20 protein-coding genes are annotated in these 18,139 nt (G+C 60.0%); 4 read left to right on the forward strand and 16 right to left on the reverse strand.

The window, feature by feature from the left end; genetic code table 11:
- Positions 1-261 precede the first annotated feature (261 nt).
- Positions 262-810 carry an NADPH-dependent FMN reductase gene (locus ACPWMG_RS14730; protein ID WP_483300240.1) on the reverse strand — a complete coding sequence of 183 codons (549 nt, stop codon included), beginning with the start codon at positions 808-810 and terminating at the stop codon, positions 262-264.
- A gap of 435 nt (positions 811-1,245) precedes the next feature.
- On the opposite strand from ACPWMG_RS14730, the gene ACPWMG_RS14735 reads away from it, so the two are divergent.
- Positions 1,246-1,617: a thioredoxin family protein gene (locus ACPWMG_RS14735; protein ID WP_483300241.1), complete on the forward strand. Its 372-nt coding sequence runs from the start codon at positions 1,246-1,248 to the stop codon at positions 1,615-1,617.
- Between the two features lie 8 nt (positions 1,618-1,625).
- On the opposite strand, the gene ACPWMG_RS14740 is transcribed toward ACPWMG_RS14735, so the two are convergent.
- The 5 genes from ACPWMG_RS14740 to ACPWMG_RS14760 all read right to left on the reverse strand — a co-directional run bounded on the left by ACPWMG_RS14740 (position 1,626) and on the right by ACPWMG_RS14760 (position 5,382).
- Complete coding sequence (locus ACPWMG_RS14740) at positions 1,626-2,132, reverse strand: DUF2242 domain-containing protein (RefSeq protein WP_483305253.1); 507 nt, start codon at positions 2,130-2,132, stop codon at positions 1,626-1,628.
- Positions 2,133-2,245: 113 nt separating this feature from the next.
- Complete coding sequence (locus ACPWMG_RS14745; protein WP_483300242.1) at positions 2,246-2,614, reverse strand: DOPA 4,5-dioxygenase family protein; 369 nt, start codon at positions 2,612-2,614, stop codon at positions 2,246-2,248.
- Positions 2,615-2,788: 174 nt separating this feature from the next.
- Positions 2,789-3,589 carry a MetQ/NlpA family ABC transporter substrate-binding protein gene (locus tag ACPWMG_RS14750; RefSeq protein ID WP_483300243.1) on the reverse strand — a complete coding sequence of 267 codons (801 nt, stop codon included), beginning with the start codon at positions 3,587-3,589 and terminating at the stop codon, positions 2,789-2,791.
- A gap of 46 nt (positions 3,590-3,635) precedes the next feature.
- Positions 3,636-4,301, reverse strand: coding sequence for a methionine ABC transporter permease (locus tag ACPWMG_RS14755; protein WP_483300244.1), 666 nt, complete (start codon positions 4,299-4,301; stop codon positions 3,636-3,638).
- Positions 4,291-5,382, reverse strand: a complete 1,092-nt coding sequence (locus ACPWMG_RS14760) for a methionine ABC transporter ATP-binding protein (protein ID WP_483300245.1) — start codon at positions 5,380-5,382, stop codon at positions 4,291-4,293. Before ACPWMG_RS14760 ends, ACPWMG_RS14755 begins: the two co-directional genes overlap by 11 nt.
- A gap of 330 nt (positions 5,383-5,712) precedes the next feature.
- On the opposite strand from ACPWMG_RS14760, the gene ACPWMG_RS14765 reads away from it, so the two are divergent.
- Positions 5,713-6,618: a DMT family transporter gene (locus ACPWMG_RS14765; protein WP_483300246.1), complete on the forward strand. Its 906-nt coding sequence runs from the start codon at positions 5,713-5,715 to the stop codon at positions 6,616-6,618.
- Positions 6,619-6,706: 88 nt separating this feature from the next.
- Here the strand turns inward: ACPWMG_RS14765 and ACPWMG_RS14770 are convergent, their stop codons facing one another.
- The 10 genes from ACPWMG_RS14770 to ACPWMG_RS14815 form a co-directional block, all read right to left on the reverse strand.
- Positions 6,707-6,868: a hypothetical protein gene (locus tag ACPWMG_RS14770; RefSeq protein WP_483300247.1), complete on the reverse strand. Its 162-nt coding sequence runs from the start codon at positions 6,866-6,868 to the stop codon at positions 6,707-6,709.
- 135 nt (positions 6,869-7,003) lie between these two features.
- The gene (locus ACPWMG_RS14775; protein ID WP_422834182.1) at positions 7,004-7,234 is read right to left on the reverse strand and encodes a hypothetical protein; all 231 of its coding nucleotides are present in this window, start codon (positions 7,232-7,234) and stop codon (positions 7,004-7,006) included.
- 411 nt (positions 7,235-7,645) lie between these two features.
- The gene (locus ACPWMG_RS14780) at positions 7,646-8,248 is read right to left on the reverse strand and encodes a Maf family protein (protein WP_483305254.1); all 603 of its coding nucleotides are present in this window, start codon (positions 8,246-8,248) and stop codon (positions 7,646-7,648) included.
- Between the two features lie 19 nt (positions 8,249-8,267).
- A complete protein-coding gene (locus ACPWMG_RS14785) occupies positions 8,268-10,163 on the reverse strand; it encodes an ABC transporter ATP-binding protein (RefSeq protein ID WP_483300248.1) in 1,896 nt (631 codons plus the stop codon).
- 120 nt (positions 10,164-10,283) lie between these two features.
- Entirely contained in the window at positions 10,284-10,763 is a 480-nt protein-coding gene (gene rlmH, locus ACPWMG_RS14790; protein ID WP_483300249.1) for a 23S rRNA (pseudouridine(1915)-N(3))-methyltransferase RlmH, read from the reverse strand.
- Between the two features lie 12 nt (positions 10,764-10,775).
- Positions 10,776-11,543 carry a ribosome silencing factor gene (rsfS, locus tag ACPWMG_RS14795; protein WP_483300250.1) on the reverse strand — a complete coding sequence of 256 codons (768 nt, stop codon included), beginning with the start codon at positions 11,541-11,543 and terminating at the stop codon, positions 10,776-10,778.
- The gene (nadD, locus tag ACPWMG_RS14800; RefSeq protein ID WP_483305255.1) at positions 11,540-12,178 is read right to left on the reverse strand and encodes a nicotinate (nicotinamide) nucleotide adenylyltransferase; all 639 of its coding nucleotides are present in this window, start codon (positions 12,176-12,178) and stop codon (positions 11,540-11,542) included. The genes rsfS and nadD overlap by 4 nt, the downstream gene beginning before the upstream one ends.
- An 11-nt stretch (positions 12,179-12,189) precedes the next feature.
- Complete coding sequence (gene hemF / locus ACPWMG_RS14805; protein WP_483305256.1) at positions 12,190-13,092, reverse strand: oxygen-dependent coproporphyrinogen oxidase; 903 nt, start codon at positions 13,090-13,092, stop codon at positions 12,190-12,192.
- Between the two features lie 74 nt (positions 13,093-13,166).
- The gene (gene purD / locus ACPWMG_RS14810) at positions 13,167-14,459 is read right to left on the reverse strand and encodes a phosphoribosylamine--glycine ligase (RefSeq protein WP_483300251.1); all 1,293 of its coding nucleotides are present in this window, start codon (positions 14,457-14,459) and stop codon (positions 13,167-13,169) included.
- Positions 14,456-15,181, reverse strand: coding sequence for a YebC/PmpR family DNA-binding transcriptional regulator (locus tag ACPWMG_RS14815; protein ID WP_483300252.1), 726 nt, complete (start codon positions 15,179-15,181; stop codon positions 14,456-14,458). The genes purD and ACPWMG_RS14815 overlap by 4 nt, the downstream gene beginning before the upstream one ends.
- An 89-nt stretch (positions 15,182-15,270) precedes the next feature.
- Between ACPWMG_RS14815 and ACPWMG_RS14820 the strand changes: the two genes are divergently transcribed.
- Positions 15,271-16,788, forward strand: coding sequence for a helicase HerA-like domain-containing protein (locus tag ACPWMG_RS14820; RefSeq protein WP_483300253.1), 1,518 nt, complete (start codon positions 15,271-15,273; stop codon positions 16,786-16,788).
- 103 nt (positions 16,789-16,891) lie between these two features.
- Positions 16,892-17,866: a threo-3-hydroxy-L-aspartate ammonia-lyase gene (locus ACPWMG_RS14825; protein WP_483300254.1), complete on the forward strand. Its 975-nt coding sequence runs from the start codon at positions 16,892-16,894 to the stop codon at positions 17,864-17,866.
- Positions 17,867-18,139: the final 273 nt, after the last annotated feature.

An 18,139-nucleotide genomic window follows, 5' to 3' on the forward strand; every position in this document is an offset into this window, starting at 1 on the left:
ACCACGACGCAACGGCCCGCTGCGGGGCTGGTGCAAACAGTGATGCTGGCAAAAGACGTGGTGAAACAGGTTCATGGATAAATCAGTGCATTTGCGCAGCGCCTGCACACACAAATTGCAAGCCTCACGCAAGGTTGGAACCCATCTTCACTGAACGCACGCAGGCGGTCAAGAAACCACTTAAATCATGCGTGCACACATGAGTATCGTGACGACCGAGCGTACACGCAGAGTCGCCACAAAACTGTCACACCAAAATCATCAAAGGTGCTTCTTCACCCAGGTGGTGTACTGCGTCATCCATCCCTGCAAGAAGGCGAGACTGCTTTCGCCAATGCTGCCGTCCGGGTTGAACAGACCGTCCTTGGCGTGGATGAACACTTCGGGCTGGCCCAGGGTGGGCACATTCAGGTAGCCCAGAATGTTGCGCAAATGCTGCTGTGCCATGGCCGTGCCGATGGCCCCGACCGAGGCACCGACCACCGCGCCCGGCTTGCCGCCCCAGACGCTTTTGCCATAAGGGCGCGAGGCATGGTCAATGGCGTTCTTCAACACCCCGGGGATGGAACGGTTGTATTCCGGCGTGACGAACAGCAGCGCTTGTGACGCGGTGATCTGCTCTTTGAAACGCACTACCTGCGGAGCGGGGTTGCCGTCGTCGTCCTGGTTGTACAGCGGCAGATCGTCGAGCTTCAGGATTTCAAAGCTGAATTCGGGCGGCGCCAACTTCGCCAGCCCTTTGGCCAGCTTGAGATTGAACGATTCTTTGCGCAAGCTGCCGACGATGACAGCGACCTTGATCTGGGCCATATAGCACTCCAAAGTTGAACGGCGAAAATGACACGAGGTTTAGGGCAACGCTGAACAAGTCCCTCGTGCGCCGCGTTCCCTCGTTTTGGGCGAGCTGCTGCGTTGCAAATCCGCGCCATAGCTGCGGCTATGGCTGTGGTTTGCGCCTTGCATCTCATCCCAAACCGAGGTTCGCGTCATCACGGGGACTTATTCAGCGTCGCCTTAGATGACGTCGCCGAGTTTTCGGCACACGCCATTGCATCATCGCTGCTTTGCGAAAGCCTCGCAATTTCGGTCGGTCTTTGCCGGGTTAAATCACAAAGAGCTTAAGAAAAAAGTGGCCTGTACGCATACACAACAAGCACAAGCCGCTGTCAATTTAATAGCAAATTCATTCATTCGACATTCCCCAGTCATCCAGCGGACATACCGACTCTGCGATCATCGCCCACCATGAGCTCACTGCCATCGACTCCCCTCCACCACCCCACCCTGGTCGCCTGTCTGTGCGCAGACTGGTGCGGTAGCTGCCGCGAATACCAAGACCGCTTTGCCCAGATCGGCCAGTTGTTTCCTGCGGCCCAGTTTGTGTGGGTGGACATTGAAGACGAGTCCGACTTGGTGGACCCCATCGAGGTGGAGAACTTTCCGACCTTGCTGGTCGCGGTAGACGGGCAAGCCACGTTTTTCGGCACCATCACACCGCAACCTGAAACCCTGGAGCGACTGGTACGTGCACAGTTAGAGCCGGGCTCCGCAACACCCGTCACCGACGCTCAAGTACAAGCGCTGGCGCAGCGCCTGCAGCAGTTCGCTGCGGCGTAGCTGACGACTTACTTCTTTGGTGATGGCGATGCTGTCGGCGTGCCCAAGTCGTTTTCGTCAAGCGACAGATACCGCTGCACCACGGCAAAAAAGCTGTCGTAGAACTTCTCGGACGAAATGGTTTCGCTGGCGATGCGCACCATCGAATCGTTGCTCGCCGACAGCGGTACCGACACCGAGCCCAGCGCGCCCACACCCAAGCTGGCGGAGTTGTTGCTCTTCTTTAGCGCATAGCGGTCTTGCAGTGCGGTAACAAAACCCAGCGTGAGTTGCCCGTCTCGGCTCTCGGGAGCACAGACCACCCGAATCTCCATTTGCAAATGGGTTTCGTGATCCGGCTGAAAGCTCTTTTGCCCCTGCACTTGTTCTGCACTGCTGGAGGTGATCACGTACCCCTGGCTCAACAGTGCGCGCCGCGAGGCTTCGCAGGTTTGCTTGGGCGAAGCATCAAACAAACGCGTGAAAGTCTCCGAAGAATTGAACGACTCTTGCATGGGCACAGACTGCAGCGGCATGGAGCAGCCCGCCAGCAGCGCGGCGCAACCCAGCGCGCCCCAGAACGCACAACGCTTGGACGCAGAAAACACAGCGGAGAAAGCTGGTAAGACGGTCAAAACCGGGGCTCCCTTCAAAACTCGTAGTGTGTCGGGACTTCGGACAAGCCCGAAAGTTCCAACGGGCGTATCGCGCCCATCCAGATCGCGCGGTCGCGGTGGTCGACCAGATCGTTGCCGGTGACCGGGTGAATGAACACCACCAAGCCCTTACGGTGCAACGCCAACCATGGAATCAATTCACCAAAAACCGGCGGTGCAAACGCCAGTTGGCAGCTCCAGTCTGGATGCGGGCCCACGGGTCTTTCGTGCACCCGGCCCATCTTCAGTTTGAAGAGGCTGTTGGCTTGTTCGCACAGCGCGCGCGCTTGAGGCAAGGTGGTGGCATCAAAATAAACATGGGCGTGAAAGCCCATGATGCGTGGTTCTTGTGAGGGGGTCATGCAGGCAAAGGCTCCAGAGGTCAAGTTGCCATTCTGCACGCGATTGACTTGGCCCTGATGGCGTGCAGAGCAAAACCGGCGCCCAAATGGTGAAGGGCCGGTTACATGATGTAAACGGCCCTTGAATGGCTTCAATCTCATGCGGCGGAGGTCGCCGCAAATGCTGCAAAAGGCTTAGAAGCCCGTCAGCACCGAGCCCTTGAATTCGGTCTTGATGAAGCTCTTGACCGCATCAGAGTGGTAGGCCTTCACCAGCTTGGCGACCCAAGGCTGGCTCTTGTCTTGCTCGCGCACCACCAGGATGTTGACGTAAGGCGACTTGGCGCTTTCTTGGGCGATGGCGTCCTTCAGTGGGTCCAGACCAGCCGACATGGCGAAGTTGGTGTTGATGGCCGAGACTTCCAGGTCGTCGAGCGAACGTGGCAGTTGGGCGGCTTCAAGTTCCACGAACTTGATCTTCTTTGGGTTTTCGGTCACGTCCAGCGGCGTGGCCTTCAGGCCGGCTTCGGCGCGCACCTTGATCAGGCCCAGCGACTGCAACAGCAACAGCACGCGGCCGCCGTTGGTGGGGTCGTTTGGAATGCCGAACTTGGCGCCTTCTTTCAAGTCCTTCAGATCCTTGATCTTCTTGGAGTAGATGCCGATGGGGTACAGCACGGTGTCGCCCACGGCGACCAGCTTGTAGCCACGGTCTTTGACTTGCAGGTCGAGGAAAGGCTTGTGTTGGTAGCTGTTGGCATCCAGATCGCCAGCAGCCAGTGCGGCGTTGGGCTGGATGTAGTCGCTGAATTCCACGATCTGGATCTTCAGGCCGTCTTTTTCGGCAACCTTCTTGACCTGTTCCATGATCTGCGCGTGGGGGCCTGCGGTCACACCAATTTTGATGGACGACTTGTCTTGGGCGAATGCCGAACCGGCGAAGGCCAGAGCGGCGGCGGCAGCGATCACGGATTGGAGAAGAGCACGTTTTTGCATGGGAATCCTTGGCCTAAAAAACTAAAGAAAGAACTAAAGAAAAAACTTATTTATGGCTGAGCCTGCGCACCAGCCAGTCGCCACCGCTTTGCAGCAGTTGCACAAACAGAATCAACACGATGACCACCGCCAGCATCACTTCCGGCAAGAAGCGCTGGTAGCCGTAGCGAATACCCAGGTCGCCCAAACCACCACCACCCACGGCACCGGCCATGGCGGAGAAGCCGGTCAGGCTGACCAAAGAAATCGTCAAGCCGGCCACGATGCCGGGCATGGCTTCGGGCAACAGCACCTTCCAAACGATTTGCCCCGTGGTGGCGCCCATGGCTTGCGCGGCTTCGATCAGGCCGTTGTCCACTTCGCGCAGTGCGGTTTCCACCAGGCGTGCCACAAACGGCGCGGCAGCAATGGTCAGCGGCACGATGGCGGCGGCGGTGCCGATCGACGAGCCGGTGATCAGGCGCGTCAACGGAATGATGGCCACCAGCAAGATGATGAAAGGCGTGGAACGCACGGCGTTGACGATACCGCCGACCACACGGTTCACGGCCAGGTTCTGCAGCACGCCGCCTTGGTCCGTCAGGCGCAGAAACACGCCCAGGGGCACACCGATCAGCGCGCCCACCAGGCCCGAAATGCCGACCATCACAATCGTTTCCCACAGCGAGGCGGCAAACATCTCTAACAAAGCGTCTGTAAAACTAGCGAACATGGTTCAACTCCCCTGCTGGCGTGCCTACTGCGGCAGCAGTTACTTCTTGCACAACGACGCCTGCTCCACGCAACGAGGCCACTGCAGCCTGCAGTTGCTCGCGTGCACCTTTGGCAAACACCGCCAGGCTGCCAAATGGCTGGCCTTGCACTTCATCGATCTGGCCGTGCACGATGCTCAAGTCCAGGCCAAAGCGCTGGATCAGCTCAGACAACAACGGGCGGTCCGAGCCGATGCCAGAGAACGACAAACGCAACAACTGCGACGATTGGGTGCTGTCGGTCGATTGCTGGTCTTGCATCAACACCCGGATGCGCGCAAGCACGCTCTCGGGCAGCTCTTGCGGCACGATTTCATCAATCAAACTACGCGTCGTAGCGTGTTGCGGGCGGGTGAACACATCGATCACCGGGCCGCTCTCCACAATGCGGCCGGCATCGATCACGGCCACGCGGTCAGCGATCTGTTTGATCACTTGCATCTGGTGCGTGATCAACACAATCGTCAAGCCGAATTCCTGGTTGATGCGCTTGAGCAAACCCAGAATGGAACGTGTGGTTTCAGGGTCGAGCGCTGAGGTGGCTTCGTCGCACAACAGCACCTTGGGGCGGCTGGCCAGCGCACGGGCAATGCCCACGCGTTGCTTCTGCCCACCGCTGATTTGTGCGGGGTAACGGTCGGCCAACTCAGTCAAGCCCACCAACTCCAACAAGGGCTCCACGCGGGCTTTGATGTCAGCGGCGCTCAGGCCAGCAAACTCCAAAGGCAGCGCCACGTTGTCATACACGGTGCGCGACGACAACAGGTTGAAATGCTGAAACACCATGCCGATGTCGCGGCGCGCCTGGCGGAGGGCGGCGCCGTCCAACGTGGTGAGGTCACGCCCATCGACCAGCACCTGGCCAGCGCTGGGATGGCTGAGCAAATTGATCACGCGCACCAGCGAGCTCTTACCTGCGCCGCTGCGGCCGATGATGCCGTACACCTCGCCTTGGCGAACCTCTAGGTCCACCCCCTTTAATGCTTCTACAGGGCCTTTGGATCCCTTATAGGTTTGGACTATGCCCCGGAGCTCGATCATGGAAAACTGACTCGTGCAGCCGGTGAAAACCACCGGGCTGCTGAAAATGGATAAGTAAGAAATTTACATTTGTTTCTAACGATCTCAAAATATTAATAAATAGTATTCTTAGATCAAAACAATCATTAGCGCCTTCAAAGAGCTTTGAAGCGCTCGAAACTTCCGCATGTTTTTCCGCTGGTGCGCCGCTAGCGCCGCTGGGAACGGCTAGCATTTTAATAGCTACGCACAGGGAATACCCGAGAGCCCTGCCGGATGCCCCTACAGCACCGAACAGCACCGCCTTGACCTGGCTATGCTCAAGGTTTCTGTAACAACACACCATCACCCATGCATCTTCAAGGCGTTCTTCTGCACGTGGCCGGCCTTTGGATGTTGTCAACGCTGGACGCCACCGGCAAATGGCTCGTCATGGGAGGTGTCTCAGTGCTGATGGTGGCGTGGTTCCGCTACGTGGTGCATGTGGCACTGATGACCGCCATCATCGTGCCCAAACGCGGCAAAGCCATCTGGCGCACCCACAGCCTGCGTTGGCAGTTGGTGCGTGGCGTTTGCATGATTGCCACCACGGTGCTGTTTTTCAGCGTGTTGGGGCGCTTGCCGCTGGCCGAAGGCACGGCCATGAACTTCATGGCGCCACTGTTCTTGATGGCCATGGCCCCCTGGCTGCTGGGCGAGCCGCACCGCCTGCACCGTTGGGTCGGCGTGTTGGGTGGATTTGCCGGCATGCTGATTGTGGTGCGACCAGGCGCCGAGCTTGACCCCATTGGCATCGCCCTGGGGCTGTTGACCGCGCTGGTGTTTGCGTTCTTCCAAATGGCAACCCGCCGTGTCGGCCGGGACGACCCACTGACCACCAACTACTACGGCGGCGTGTTTGGCGCCGTAGCGCTGACGCTCGCCCTGCCCTGGTTCTGGTCGGTTGAGGGCATCACGCCGTTCCAGTGGGCGCTGCTGGCCTCCACCGGGGTGACGGGCTTCTTCGGCCACTGGCTGCAAATCTCGGCTTACAGCCGCACACCGGCCACGCTGCTTGCGCCTTTCAGCTATTTGCAGATTTTGGCGGCAACGGCGTTGGGCTGGCTACTGTTTGACCAACTGCCCGGACGCATGACCGCAATGGGCATCGGGCTGATTTGTGTCTCAGGCCTGGGCGTTGTGCTGGTGGAAGTGATGCGCGCCAAACGCGCTACACCTGCGCTGCAAGCTGCAGCCGAAAACAAAAAAGCCAATTGATCGACACCGTGAGGTGCCAAGCAATTGGCTTTTTCGGATCCGATGGTGCAGCACCTGGGTGCCGCGCCAACCGGATCAACCGACCAGCTTAACCTTGGCGAGCGCGCTTGCCAGGGTTCTTCTTGCTGCGGGTGGCGGTGCCACGCTCGAGGCTACGCTTTTGGCCGCGGGACACGGGCAGCGAGTAACCTGGCAGGGGGATAGGCTTAGGCGCGCAGCGGTCGCTTTCGGTACGAATGATTTTTGCCATGACGGACTCCGATGAAAAATAGTTTGAAGCGGAAAAACCCAGTATTAGGCCACAGACTGGGCGAGCTTTCGCCCACGCAGCCAATCTAATACGGGGTTAGAAGCTGGATTGAGGTGTCGAACGACAACCTGTTGATCAGGAAGCGGCTTCGTCCATTGCCTTGCAAGAAGGCGAACAGACCACTTGCGACGTGCCCAACAGCTTGCGCGTGGTCATCAGCGAGCGGGTGCGGTGTTTGCCACACAGGAAGCAAGACATGGTGGCGCCACCAAACGACGACGCGACGGCAAATGGGGAGCCAGATGCCTTGGACTTATAACGCAGGCCATCGGCCAACATTGTGGTTTTAACTTCGGACTTGGCCATGGAGCCCTCCTTTGGGTTCGCCATGCATGGCGCGTTGAATGGAATCTCTCGCCAGCCGTTCTGCGGCCAACGAGGCGTCTAGTGACGATCGGCATAAGCCGGCCACGTCGTAATACAAGTTTTCATACAGCTCTGCAGCTGCAGGGTGAGCGTCAAGTAGTGCGCCAAGCTCAGCGCCGTGAGGAATCACGTGCAGTTCGTTCACAAGGTGTTCAACCACGGAACGGTATTGCGCGGCCCCTACGGGATTGGTGCTGTTCTCGAGTCGATCAAGCAGCTGAGCCAGCACACGGGTGACAGTCAAGTCTGCGATTTTAAACTGGTTAGCGGCGTCTATATTCATGTAGGGTATATAAGGCGCATTAACTTGGTTACAAGATGCACACCTTGACGCACAAAAGTTGCCTAGTTTCAGCGGTACACACCGGCCTGGCGGAGCAGTTCAGCGGTTTCAAACATGGGCAGCCCCATGATCCCCGAGTAACTGCCGCTGATATGGCTGATAAAGGCTGCCGCTGCGCCTTGCACCGCGTAGGCACCGGCTTTTCCCATGGGTTCGCCCCCGGCCACATACCCTTTGATTTGCGCCTTGGTGATGGCTGCAAAGCGCACACGCGAGTCACTCAAAGCATGCCATCGTTTGGTTTTGTGCTGCACCGCCACAGCCGTCAACACCCGGTGCGTGCGACCTGCTAGTTCTGACAGCATGCGCCGAGCGTCGACAGAGTTTTCGGGTTTGCCGTAGATCGTGCGGCCGATCGCAACCGTGGTGTCCGAGCACAAAATCGGTGCGATGGGCAGGCCACGGCGCTTTAAACGGGCCACCGCTGCATCGAGCTTTAAGGCCGTGACGCGCTTCACATAAGCGGCCGGCGCTTCGTTCTCCATAGCAAGTTCCAGCTCTTCGGCGTCTTCATTCGCATCAGGCAACAGCAGTTCGTGCTTGACACCCAACTGTTCCAGTAACTGACGACGGCGAGGGCTTTGGGAAGCAAGGTAGATGAAGTCGGTCATGGCTCTCAAAACTAAATAATCAAACAGGCTCGTCTTCGCGCGCAACCGCCGCCACAGGCAGATCGGGGACGTTGTCGTCTGGCTCTTCCCCCAGAAAACCGCCGCTCTGGTGCGCCCATAGGCGGGCGTACAAACCGTTTTGCGCCAGCAGGCTGTGGTGGTCACCGGTCTCCACAATCTGGCCTTCGTCCAATACCACCAAGCGATCCATCGCGGCGATGGTCGATAAGCGGTGGGCAATCGCGATGACGGTTTTGCCTTCCATCAGCCGGTAAAGGCTGTCCTGGATGGCTGATTCGACTTCGGAGTCCAGCGCGCTGGTGGCTTCATCGAGCAACAAAATCGGCGCGTCCTTGAGCATCACACGCGCAATGGCGATACGTTGACGCTGCCCGCCAGACAGCTTGACGCCGCGCTCCCCCACATGGGCGTCGTAGCCACGGCGGCCTTTGGCGTCGCTCAGGGTTTGGATGAAATCGTGCGCCTCGGCGCGACGTGCGGCCACCACCATGGCGTCGTCACCTGCATCGGGGCGGCCGTAGAGAATGTTGTCGCGCACCGCGCGATGCAAAAGCGAGGTGTCTTGCGTGACCATGCCAATCTGTGCGCGCAAGCTTTCTTGCGTCACTTGGGCCACGTCTTGCCCGTCGATCAAAATGCGGCCCTGGTTCACGTCATAAAAACGCAGCAGCAGGTTGACCACGGTGGATTTGCCCGCACCCGAGCGCCCGACCAAGCCAATCTTTTCGCCCGCCTTGATATGCAGCGACAAGTTCTTCAGCACCTGCCGCTCTTCTGGCCCGGCGCCGTAGGAAAAGCCCACATGCTCAAATTGCACATCGCCGCGGGAGACCTGCAGCGGCTTGGCCTGCGGCGCATCTTGCACGGCATGCGCGCGCGACAGGGTTTGAATGCCGTCTTGCACCGTGCCCACGTGTTCAAACAGCGCGGCCATTTCCCACATCACCCAATGCGAGATGCCGTTCAGGCGCAACGCCATCGCCGTGGCGGCTGCCACTGCGCCCACGCCCACTTGCCCTTGAATCCACAGCCACAACGCCACACCGGCGGTCGATAGCGTCAGCAGCACACTCAAGATTTGGTTGACGATCTCAAAGCCGCTGACCAGTCGCATCTGCCCGTGCACCGTGACCAAAAAGTCTTGCATGGCCGAGCGTGCATAGCCCGCCTCGCGCCCTGCATGCGAGAACAGCTTGACGGTGGCGATGTTGGTGTAAGCATCCGTGATGCGGCCGGTCATCAGCGAACGCGCATCCGCCTGCGACTTCGACACCTTGGCCAGACGCGGCACAAAGTAGCGCAACGCAAACCCGTACAGCACCGCCCAGCCGATGAAAGGCAGCAGCATCCAAAGATCAAACGCACCGGCTACCGCCACCATGGTGACAAAGTAGATGGTGACGAACACCAGGATGTCGCCCAAGATCAAACATACGTCGCGCACCGCCAAAGCGGTTTGCATGACCTTGGTGGCCACGCGGCCGGCAAACTCGTCTTGGTAGAAGGCCATGCTTTGGCCAAGCATCAATCGGTGAAACTTCCAGCGCAGCAGCATGGGGAAGTTGCCCGCCAGCGTCTGGTGTTTGATGAAGGTCTGAAACGCCACCAGCAGCGGGCTGATGATCAATATGCCAGCCAACAGCAGCAGGCTTTTATGCTCTTGTGCCCACAGCTCGGATGGCGGTACTTTAGACAGCCAATCAACGATACGCCCCATCATGGCAAACAGCAGCGCTTCAAACGCGCCCACCACGGCGGTGAGCAGCGTCAACGCCAGCACATAGCGGCGTGCGCCAACCGTTCCGGCCCAGATAAAAGCAAGAAAACCGCGCGGAGGCGGCTTGGGGGCAGCATCGTCATACGGATGCACCAGAGATTCGAACCAACGTAGCATCACCCGAGTATCCCTGGGAATGCTTTAAGCGGTCTTGGGGGTAGCGAGTAGGCCCACCGCCTTTACTGGATAGCCATGAGGCTGCAGCAAACGTACAAGGCTAAAGCTACAGCGCCAAAACTATTCGCGGTGGTAAGGGTGGTTCGCGTTGACCGACCAGGCGCGGTACAACTGTTCGATCAGCAACACCCGAACCATGGCGTGTGGCAGTGTCATGTCAGACAAGCGAATGCGCTCGTGCGCAGCCTGGCGAAAAGCGGGCTCCAAACCATCGGGCCCGCCGATGACCAGCGCCACATCGTCGCTCTCCAACTGCCAGTGTTTGAGTTTGCTGGCCAGCGCCAGCGTGGTGAGCGTGGTGCCACGCTCGTCGAGCGCCACCACGCGTGCGTTGCGGCCAATGCTGCTTTGAATGGCCGCCTCGATGCGCTCACGCTCGGCGGCCAGTAAGGTTTCCAAAGACTTGGAGCCGCGTGGCTCGGTCTTGACGGCCTTGAGTTCGACCTTCAACTCAGACGGAAAACGCTTGGCGTAGTCGTCGTAGGCGGTTTGGGCCCAATCGGGTACCCGCTGGCCCACGGCCACAATCACCAGCTTCACAAGAAAACCTGCTTAGGCTTTGCGCGTAGCGGTCTTCTTGGCGGGCGCCTTGGCCGCAACCTTCTTGGCTACCGTCTTCTTGACGGCGGCTTGCTGGCGCTGCACCGAAACAGGCGCCTTGACCACCACGGTCTTGATAGGCACCGCCTTAGCAGGAGCCTTGGGTGCGGCCTTCTTGGCTACGGTCTTGGCCGCAGTCTTAGGCGCAGCACTCTTGGCAGGCACTGGCTTGGCTGCAGCGCGCTTAGCCGTCGTAGGCAAGACTGGGCGCTCAGGGGCCAACAATGCGGCTTCTTTCTCTTGGCGCTCTTTCTTCGCCTGAGCTGGTGTGAGCTTGCGCGCCACCTTCTTCGCTGGCACCTTGGCCGCGGGCTCTGCAGCCTTGGGCAACGGCTTGGCCGCACCCAGCTTCAAGCGAATTGGCTTTTCACCCCAGAGTTCTTCGAGGTGGTAGTACTGGCGAATGGCGGGTTGCATCACGTGCACCACGGCCGAGCCGCAATCCACAATGATCCATTCGCCGTTGTCTTCGCCTTCCACGCGCGGCTTGCCGAAGCCGGCGTCACGCACGGCGTCGCGCACGCTGGCCGCGAGTGCTTTTGTCTGACGGTTTGAGGTACCGGAAGCCACCACCACGCGCTCGAAGAGCGGCGACAAGTGCTCGGTGTTGAAAACCACAATGTCTTGTGCCTTGACGTCTTCCAGACCATCGACAATGGCCCGTTGAAGTTTTTGAATGTCTTTTTTGGCGACAGATTCGGTTTGTGTTTCAGAGGTCATCGAGCAGTTTGATAAAGATGATGTTGGTCAATATAGCGCGCAACGGCTTCGGGAACCAGATGTTTGATTCCCTGTGTTGCGCCTACGCGCTGGCGAATGTTGGTGGCACTGACGTCGGTGGCGGGCAAAAGCAATGCCTCAAACCGTCCGATCTCTGAGCCGTTTTCACCAACAAATGGCAGGCTCTTGACGTCAAATAGAGAGCTAGCGCCGCTTGAGTCGGCGCGTTCAGCTACGGAAATTATAGCGATTTGCAGGATCTCTTGCCAGGCATGCCAAGTTGGCAGTGCCCGCGCCTGGTCGGCACCGATCAAAAGCACCAGTTCGGCCTCTGGCATTTCGGCCCGCAATTCACGCAAAGTATCCACGGTGTAAGTCGGGCCTGGGCGCAAAATCTCGCGCGCATCGACCACCACCTTGGGCAACGAGGCAAACGCCAAACGCGCCATCGCCAGGCGATGTTCGGGAGCGCTCAAGGTACGGCTTTTGTGCCAGGCGTGCCCGGTGGGAAACACGCGAACTTCGTCCAGCCCATGCTGCTGAATGGCGGCTTCCACCAGCGCCAGGTGGGTGTTGTGCGGTGGATCAAATGCGCCACCAAACACCCCTACCCGCCTTGGCTTCACCTGGCTCATCAGCACCTGGCTCAAACCCATTCCCGCGCCGTGAGGAAGTGGCTGGTCAAAGCCTCTTCAGCCGAGCCAGGTTCCGCCTGGTGTTGATAAGACCACCCGGCAAGCGGCGGCATCGACAGCAAAATCGACTCGGTGCGTCCGCCGGATTGCAAGCCGAAATGCGTGCCACGGTCCCACACCAGGTTGAACTCCACATAACGCCCACGCCGGTAAAGCTGAAACGCACGCTCGCGTTCGCCGTAAGCCGTGTTGCGGCGACGCGCGACGATGGGCAGATATGCATCCAAAAACGCCGAACCCACGGCCTGCGTCATGGCCATGCTTTGCGCTTGGCCGAGTTCGGAGAAATCATCAAAGAACACGCCGCCAATGCCGCGTGGTTCTTGTCGATGCTTCAAGTAAAAATACTCGTCGCACCAGCGTTTGAAGCGCGGGTATTTGTCGTCGCCAAACGGGGCCAAGGTGTCGCGGCACACCTTGTGGAAGTGCACAGCGTCTTCGTCAAACCCGTAGATTGGCGTGAGATCCATACCGCCGCCAAACCAGCACACCGGGCTTTTGCCTGCGGGCGTGGCGGCGATCATGCGCACGTTCATGTGCACCGTGGGCACGTAAGGATTGCGCGGGTGGAACACCAGCGAAACGCCCATGGCCTCAAACGGCGCCCCGGCCAATTCTGGCCGGTGCTGCGTGGCCGATGGTGGCAACTGTGGGCCGCGCACATGCGAAAAGCCGCAACCGGCGCGCTCGAAAAGAGCGCCGCTATCCGAATTCTCCAGGATGCAGGTGATGCCCTGCCCTTGCAGCTTTTCGCCCGGTGGTTTTTCCCACGCGTCGGTCAAGAAAGTGCCGCCATCCAAGGCGGCCACTTCACTGACGATGCGTTGCTGCAGTTGCAGCAAGTACGCGCGCATCGCGTCTGGCTGCTGAAGCTGTGGTTGAGCAGAGCTTTCAGAAGCGATGGGAGCCACGCCCACCTCCGGTGCCGTCATCCGCGCGCAGCGCGGTGGCCGATGTCGCGCCGGTATTGCACGCCATCGAACTGGATGCCACGCGTCACCTCATAGGCACGCGCTTGCGCTTGTTTGACGTTGTCGGCCAACACCGTCACGCACAACACGCGTCCGCCAGAGGTCGACACCTTGCCGTTCGCTTCGGTCGTGCCAGCGTGGAACACCATGGCGTCGGCTTCTTCTTTCGGCAGGCCGGTGATCACGTCACCCTTGCGCGGGGTCAACGGGTAGCCGTGCGCGGCCAAAACCACGCCCAGGGCAATACGGCGATCCCATTCGAGCGAAACCTCGTCCAGGCGGCCATGGGCGCCGGGCTCGGTGGCCAGCCAGAAGACCTCAAACAAGTCGGACTTCAGGCGCATCATCAGCGGCTGGGTTTCGGGGTCGCCCAGGCGGCAGTTGAATTCCAGTGTCTTGGGTTTGCCTTGGGCGTCAATCATCAAGCCGGCATACAAAAAGCCGGTGAACGAAATGCCGTCCTTTTCCATGCCTTTGATGGTCGGCATGATGATCTCGCGCATGGCGCGGGCGTGCACATCGGCTGTGACCACGGGTGCGGGCGAATACGCGCCCATGCCACCGGTGTTCGGACCTTTGTCGTCGTCCAGCAAGCGCTTGTGGTCTTGGCTGGTGGCCAAGGCGGTGACGTTTTTACCGTCGCACATGACGATGAAGCTGGCTTCTTCGCCTTGCAAGAATTCTTCGATCACCACACGTGCGCCGCCTTCGTTGTGCGTCACACCCAGGGTGTTGTCGACCAGCATGAAGTCGATGGCTTCGTGCGCCTCGGCCAAAGTGGTGGCCACGACCACGCCCTTGCCAGCGGCCAGGCCATCGGCCTTGACCACGATGGGCGCGCCCTTCTTGTCGACGTAGGCATGGGCTAGCGCCGGGTCGGAGAAGGTTTCAAATTCAGCGGTAGGAATATGGTGGCGCTGCATGAACGCCTTGGAAAACGCTTTCGAGCTTTCCAGTTGCGCGGCGGCCTTGCTGGGGCCAAAAATCCGCATGCCGTGGGCACGGAATTCGTCGACCACGCCGCCCGCCAACGGGCCTTCGGGGCCTACCACGGTCAGGGCGATGCCCTCTTTTTGCGCCCATTCGCGCAGCGCCACGATGTCGGTGATGGGCACGTTGGTGAGCTGGTCGTCCAGCGCCGTGCCGCCGTTGCCGGGTGCCACAAAAACCTCGGTGACCCGGGCGCCTTGTCTGAGTTTCCACGCCAGGGCGTGTTCGCGGCCTCCGCCGCCTATTACGAGTACTTTCATTCGGATATTGCGGCGTTGTGAAACACTTCTTGTACGTCGTCCAAGTCTTCTAGTGCGTCCAGCAGCTTCTGCATGCGCACCGCGTCGTCACCCGCCACCTCAACGGTGTTTTCCGCGCGCATGGTGACTTCGGCCACCTCGGGTTTCAGGCCAGCGGCCTCCAGCGCGTTCTTCACCGTTTCAAATTCTGCTGGCGCAGTGAGCACTTCGATGGCGCCATCGTCGTCGGTCACTACGTCCTCGGCGCCGGCTTCCAGCGCCACTTCCATTACCTTGTCTTCATCAGTGCCCGGGGCAAACACTAGTTGGCCACAATGCTTGAACTGGAAAGCCACCGAGCCTTCGGTGCCCATATTGCCACCGAACTTGCTGAACGCGTGTCGTACATCAGCCACGGTTCGCACCCGGTTGTCGGTCATGGTGTCGACAATCACGGCCGCGCCACCAATGCCGTACCCCTCGTAACGAATCTCTTCGTAATTAACGCCTTCGAGCGCGCCGGTGGCTTTATCGATATTGCGTTTGACTGTGTCGATGGGCAAATTGGCCGCTTTGGCCTTTTCCACCGCCAGGCGCAGGCGTGGGTTTGTGCCCAGATCGCCGCCGCCCAGGCGTGCAGCGACCATGATTTCCCGGATCACGCGGGTCCAAATCTTGCCTCGTTTTTCATCCTGGCGACCTTTACGGTGCTGAATGTTTGCCCATTTACTGTGTCCGGCCACGAGTGAATCTCTTTCGTTTGATTTAATCTACGCTTGATTTTACTTTCCCCTCCGGCGACTTCGCTGACAACCTGTCCAGGATAAATTTCATGGCCGAACCCCTACTGATTGCCAAGAACGCCACCGCCGAGTGTTTTTTGTTGCCCAACCTGGCCAATCGGCATGGTCTGATCACCGGCGCCACCGGCACCGGCAAGACCGTCACCCTGCAAACCATGGCCGAACAACTGTCGCGCATTGGCGTGCCGGTGTTCATGGCCGACGTCAAGGGCGACCTGACCGGCTGCAGCCAGCCCGGCAGCATCAGCCCCAAGCTGGCCGCCACTTTAAAAGAGCGCGGCATTGACGCACCCGCCCCGCAAGCCTGCCCCACCACGCTGTGGGACGTGTTTGGCGAACAAGGCCACCCGGTGCGCGCCACGGTGTCTGACATGGGGCCGCTGCTGCTGGGCCGCATGCTGAATTTGAACGAAACCCAGTCGGGCGTGTTGAACCTGGTATTCAAGATTGCCGACGACAACGGCCTGCTGCTGCTCGACCTGAAAGACCTGCGCGCCATGCTGCAGCATGTGGGCGAAAACGCCAGCCAGTTCACCACCACCTACGGCAACATCAGCGCCGCCAGCGTGGGCGCTATCCAGCGCGGGCTGCTGCAGATTGAAGGCCAGGGCGGCGACAAGTTCTTTGGCGAGCCCATGCTCAACATCAGCGACTTCATGCAGACCGACAGCAACGGCCACGGCATGGTCAACATTCTGGCGGCCGACAAGCTGATGAACTCGCCGCGCCTGTACGCCACCTTCTTGTTGTGGATGTTGTCCGAACTATTTGAGCAGTTGCCCGAAATTGGCGACCCCGAAATCCCCAAACTCGCCTTCTTCTTCGACGAGGCGCACCTGCTGTTCAACGAAGCGCCCAAGGTGCTGGTGGAGCGCATCGAGTTGGTGGTGCGCCTGGTGCGCTCCAAAGGCGTGGGCGTTTATTTTGTGACGCAAAACCCGCTGGACATTCCCGACTCGGTGCTCGCCCAGTTGGGCAACCGTGTGCAGCATGCCCTGCGCGCCTTCACGCCACGCGACCAAAAAGCAGTGAAAGCCACGGCGCAAACCATGCGCCCCAAGGCCGGACTGGACATTGAAGCCGCTATCACAGAGCTGGGGGTGGGCGAGGCCTTGGTCAGCTTTCTGGACACCAAGGGCCGCCCCACGGAAACCGAGCGCGTGTACGTATTCCCACCCGGCAGCCAGCTTGGGCCCATCACGCCAGCGCAACGCCAGGCCCTGCTGCAAAACTCGCTGGTGGCAGGCGTTTACGAAAAAACAGTGGACCGCGAATCCGCCTACGAAAAGCTCAAAGGCCGCGCCGATACCGCCGGCACCGGGCCAAGTGCGACCACCACCATCGGCACCCAAGCTCCCGCACAGGCTGGCGGCGGCCTGATGGGCGAACTCAACGAGCTGCTGTTCGGCTCCACTGGCCCGCGCGGCGGCAAACGCGACGGCTTGGTGCAGACCATGGCCAAGTCGGCCGTACGCACCATGGGCACAACGGCGGGCAAGGAAATCTTGCGCGGCGTGTTGGGCGGCATCTTTGGTGGCAAGCGCTGAAATAAAACTGGCTCGGCCGCAGTACTGCGCACATCTGTGATGGTGACAAAACGCGCCATCTGTGCCTGTACTGCGATAAAAAGTTGACCATCATTTGTAGACTATGACCGATCACCAACTCCCCACCTATGCCGATGTGGAAGCCGCTGCGGCCCGCATTGCCTCCCACGCCCACCGCACGCCCGTGCTGACGTCCAGCACCATCGACGCGCGCCTGGGCGCCAAGCTGTTCTTCAAGGCCGAGAACTACCAGCGCATGGGCGCGTTCAAGTTCCGTGGCGGCTTCAACGCCCTCTCCCGCTTCACACCCGAGCAGCGCAAATATGGTGCCTTGGCTTTTTCGTCGGGCAACCACGCGCAGGCGATTGCGCTGTCGGCCAAGCTCTTGGGCATGCCGGCCGTCATCGTGATGCCGGAAGACGCGCCCGCCGCCAAGCTGGCCGCCACACGCGGCTACGGCGCCGAAGTGGTGACCTATGACCGCTTCACCGAAGACCGCCAAGTGATCAGCCAACGCCTGGCGGACGAACGCGGCATGACGCTCATCCCGCCCTACGACCACGCCGACGTGCTGAGCGGCCAAGGCACGGCCACTAAAGAGCTGATTGAAGAAGTTGGCCCGCTCGACTACCTGTTTGTGTGCCTGGGCGGCGGCGGTCTGCTCAGCGGCTCGGCCCTGGCGGCGCGCGCCTTGTCGCCCGAGTGCCGCATCTACGGCGTAGAGCCCGCTGCGGGCGATGACGGCCAGCAGTCTTTCCGCGCTGGCAAGATCATCCACATCGACACCCCGCGCACCATTGCCGATGGCGCGCAAACCCAGCACCTGGGCGAGATTACCTTCGGCATCATCCGCCGCGATGTGACCGACATCCTGACCGCCACCGATGCGCAACTGGTCGACAGCATGCGCTTCTACGCCGAGCGCATGAAGATCGTGGTGGAGCCCACCGGCTGCCTGAGCCTGGCCGGTGCCGAGCACAGCGGGCTGGACTTGCGCGGCGCACGCGTGGGCATCATCATCAGCGGCGGCAACGTCGACTTGGCGCACTACGCAGGCTTGTTGAACGGCACGCTGTAAGTTCAAAGGGCCAGCGTGAAAGCAAGCTTGGCGGTGTGGCTAGCACTCACGGCGGCCAGTGTCTTTGCGCAGCCCAACCCAGTCCCGAGCTGCACAGAAGCGGCTTCGGACGCTTGCTACACTGCCTTTCGCCCGCGCAGCGATGTGGGGCTCTTGCATTACTACAGCTCGCTTCAGCCGGGTGTTGACGCTGCGCAGCCCACTGCAGCTTTGATAGCGCTTCACGGGCACCCACGGGACGCCAACCGCACTTTTAATGCTGCATTGCGCGCA

The sequence above is a fragment of the Hydrophilobacter chitinilyticus genome, assembly GCF_049860745.1.
Lineage (GTDB): Bacteria > Pseudomonadota > Gammaproteobacteria > Burkholderiales > Burkholderiaceae_C > Rhodoferax_B.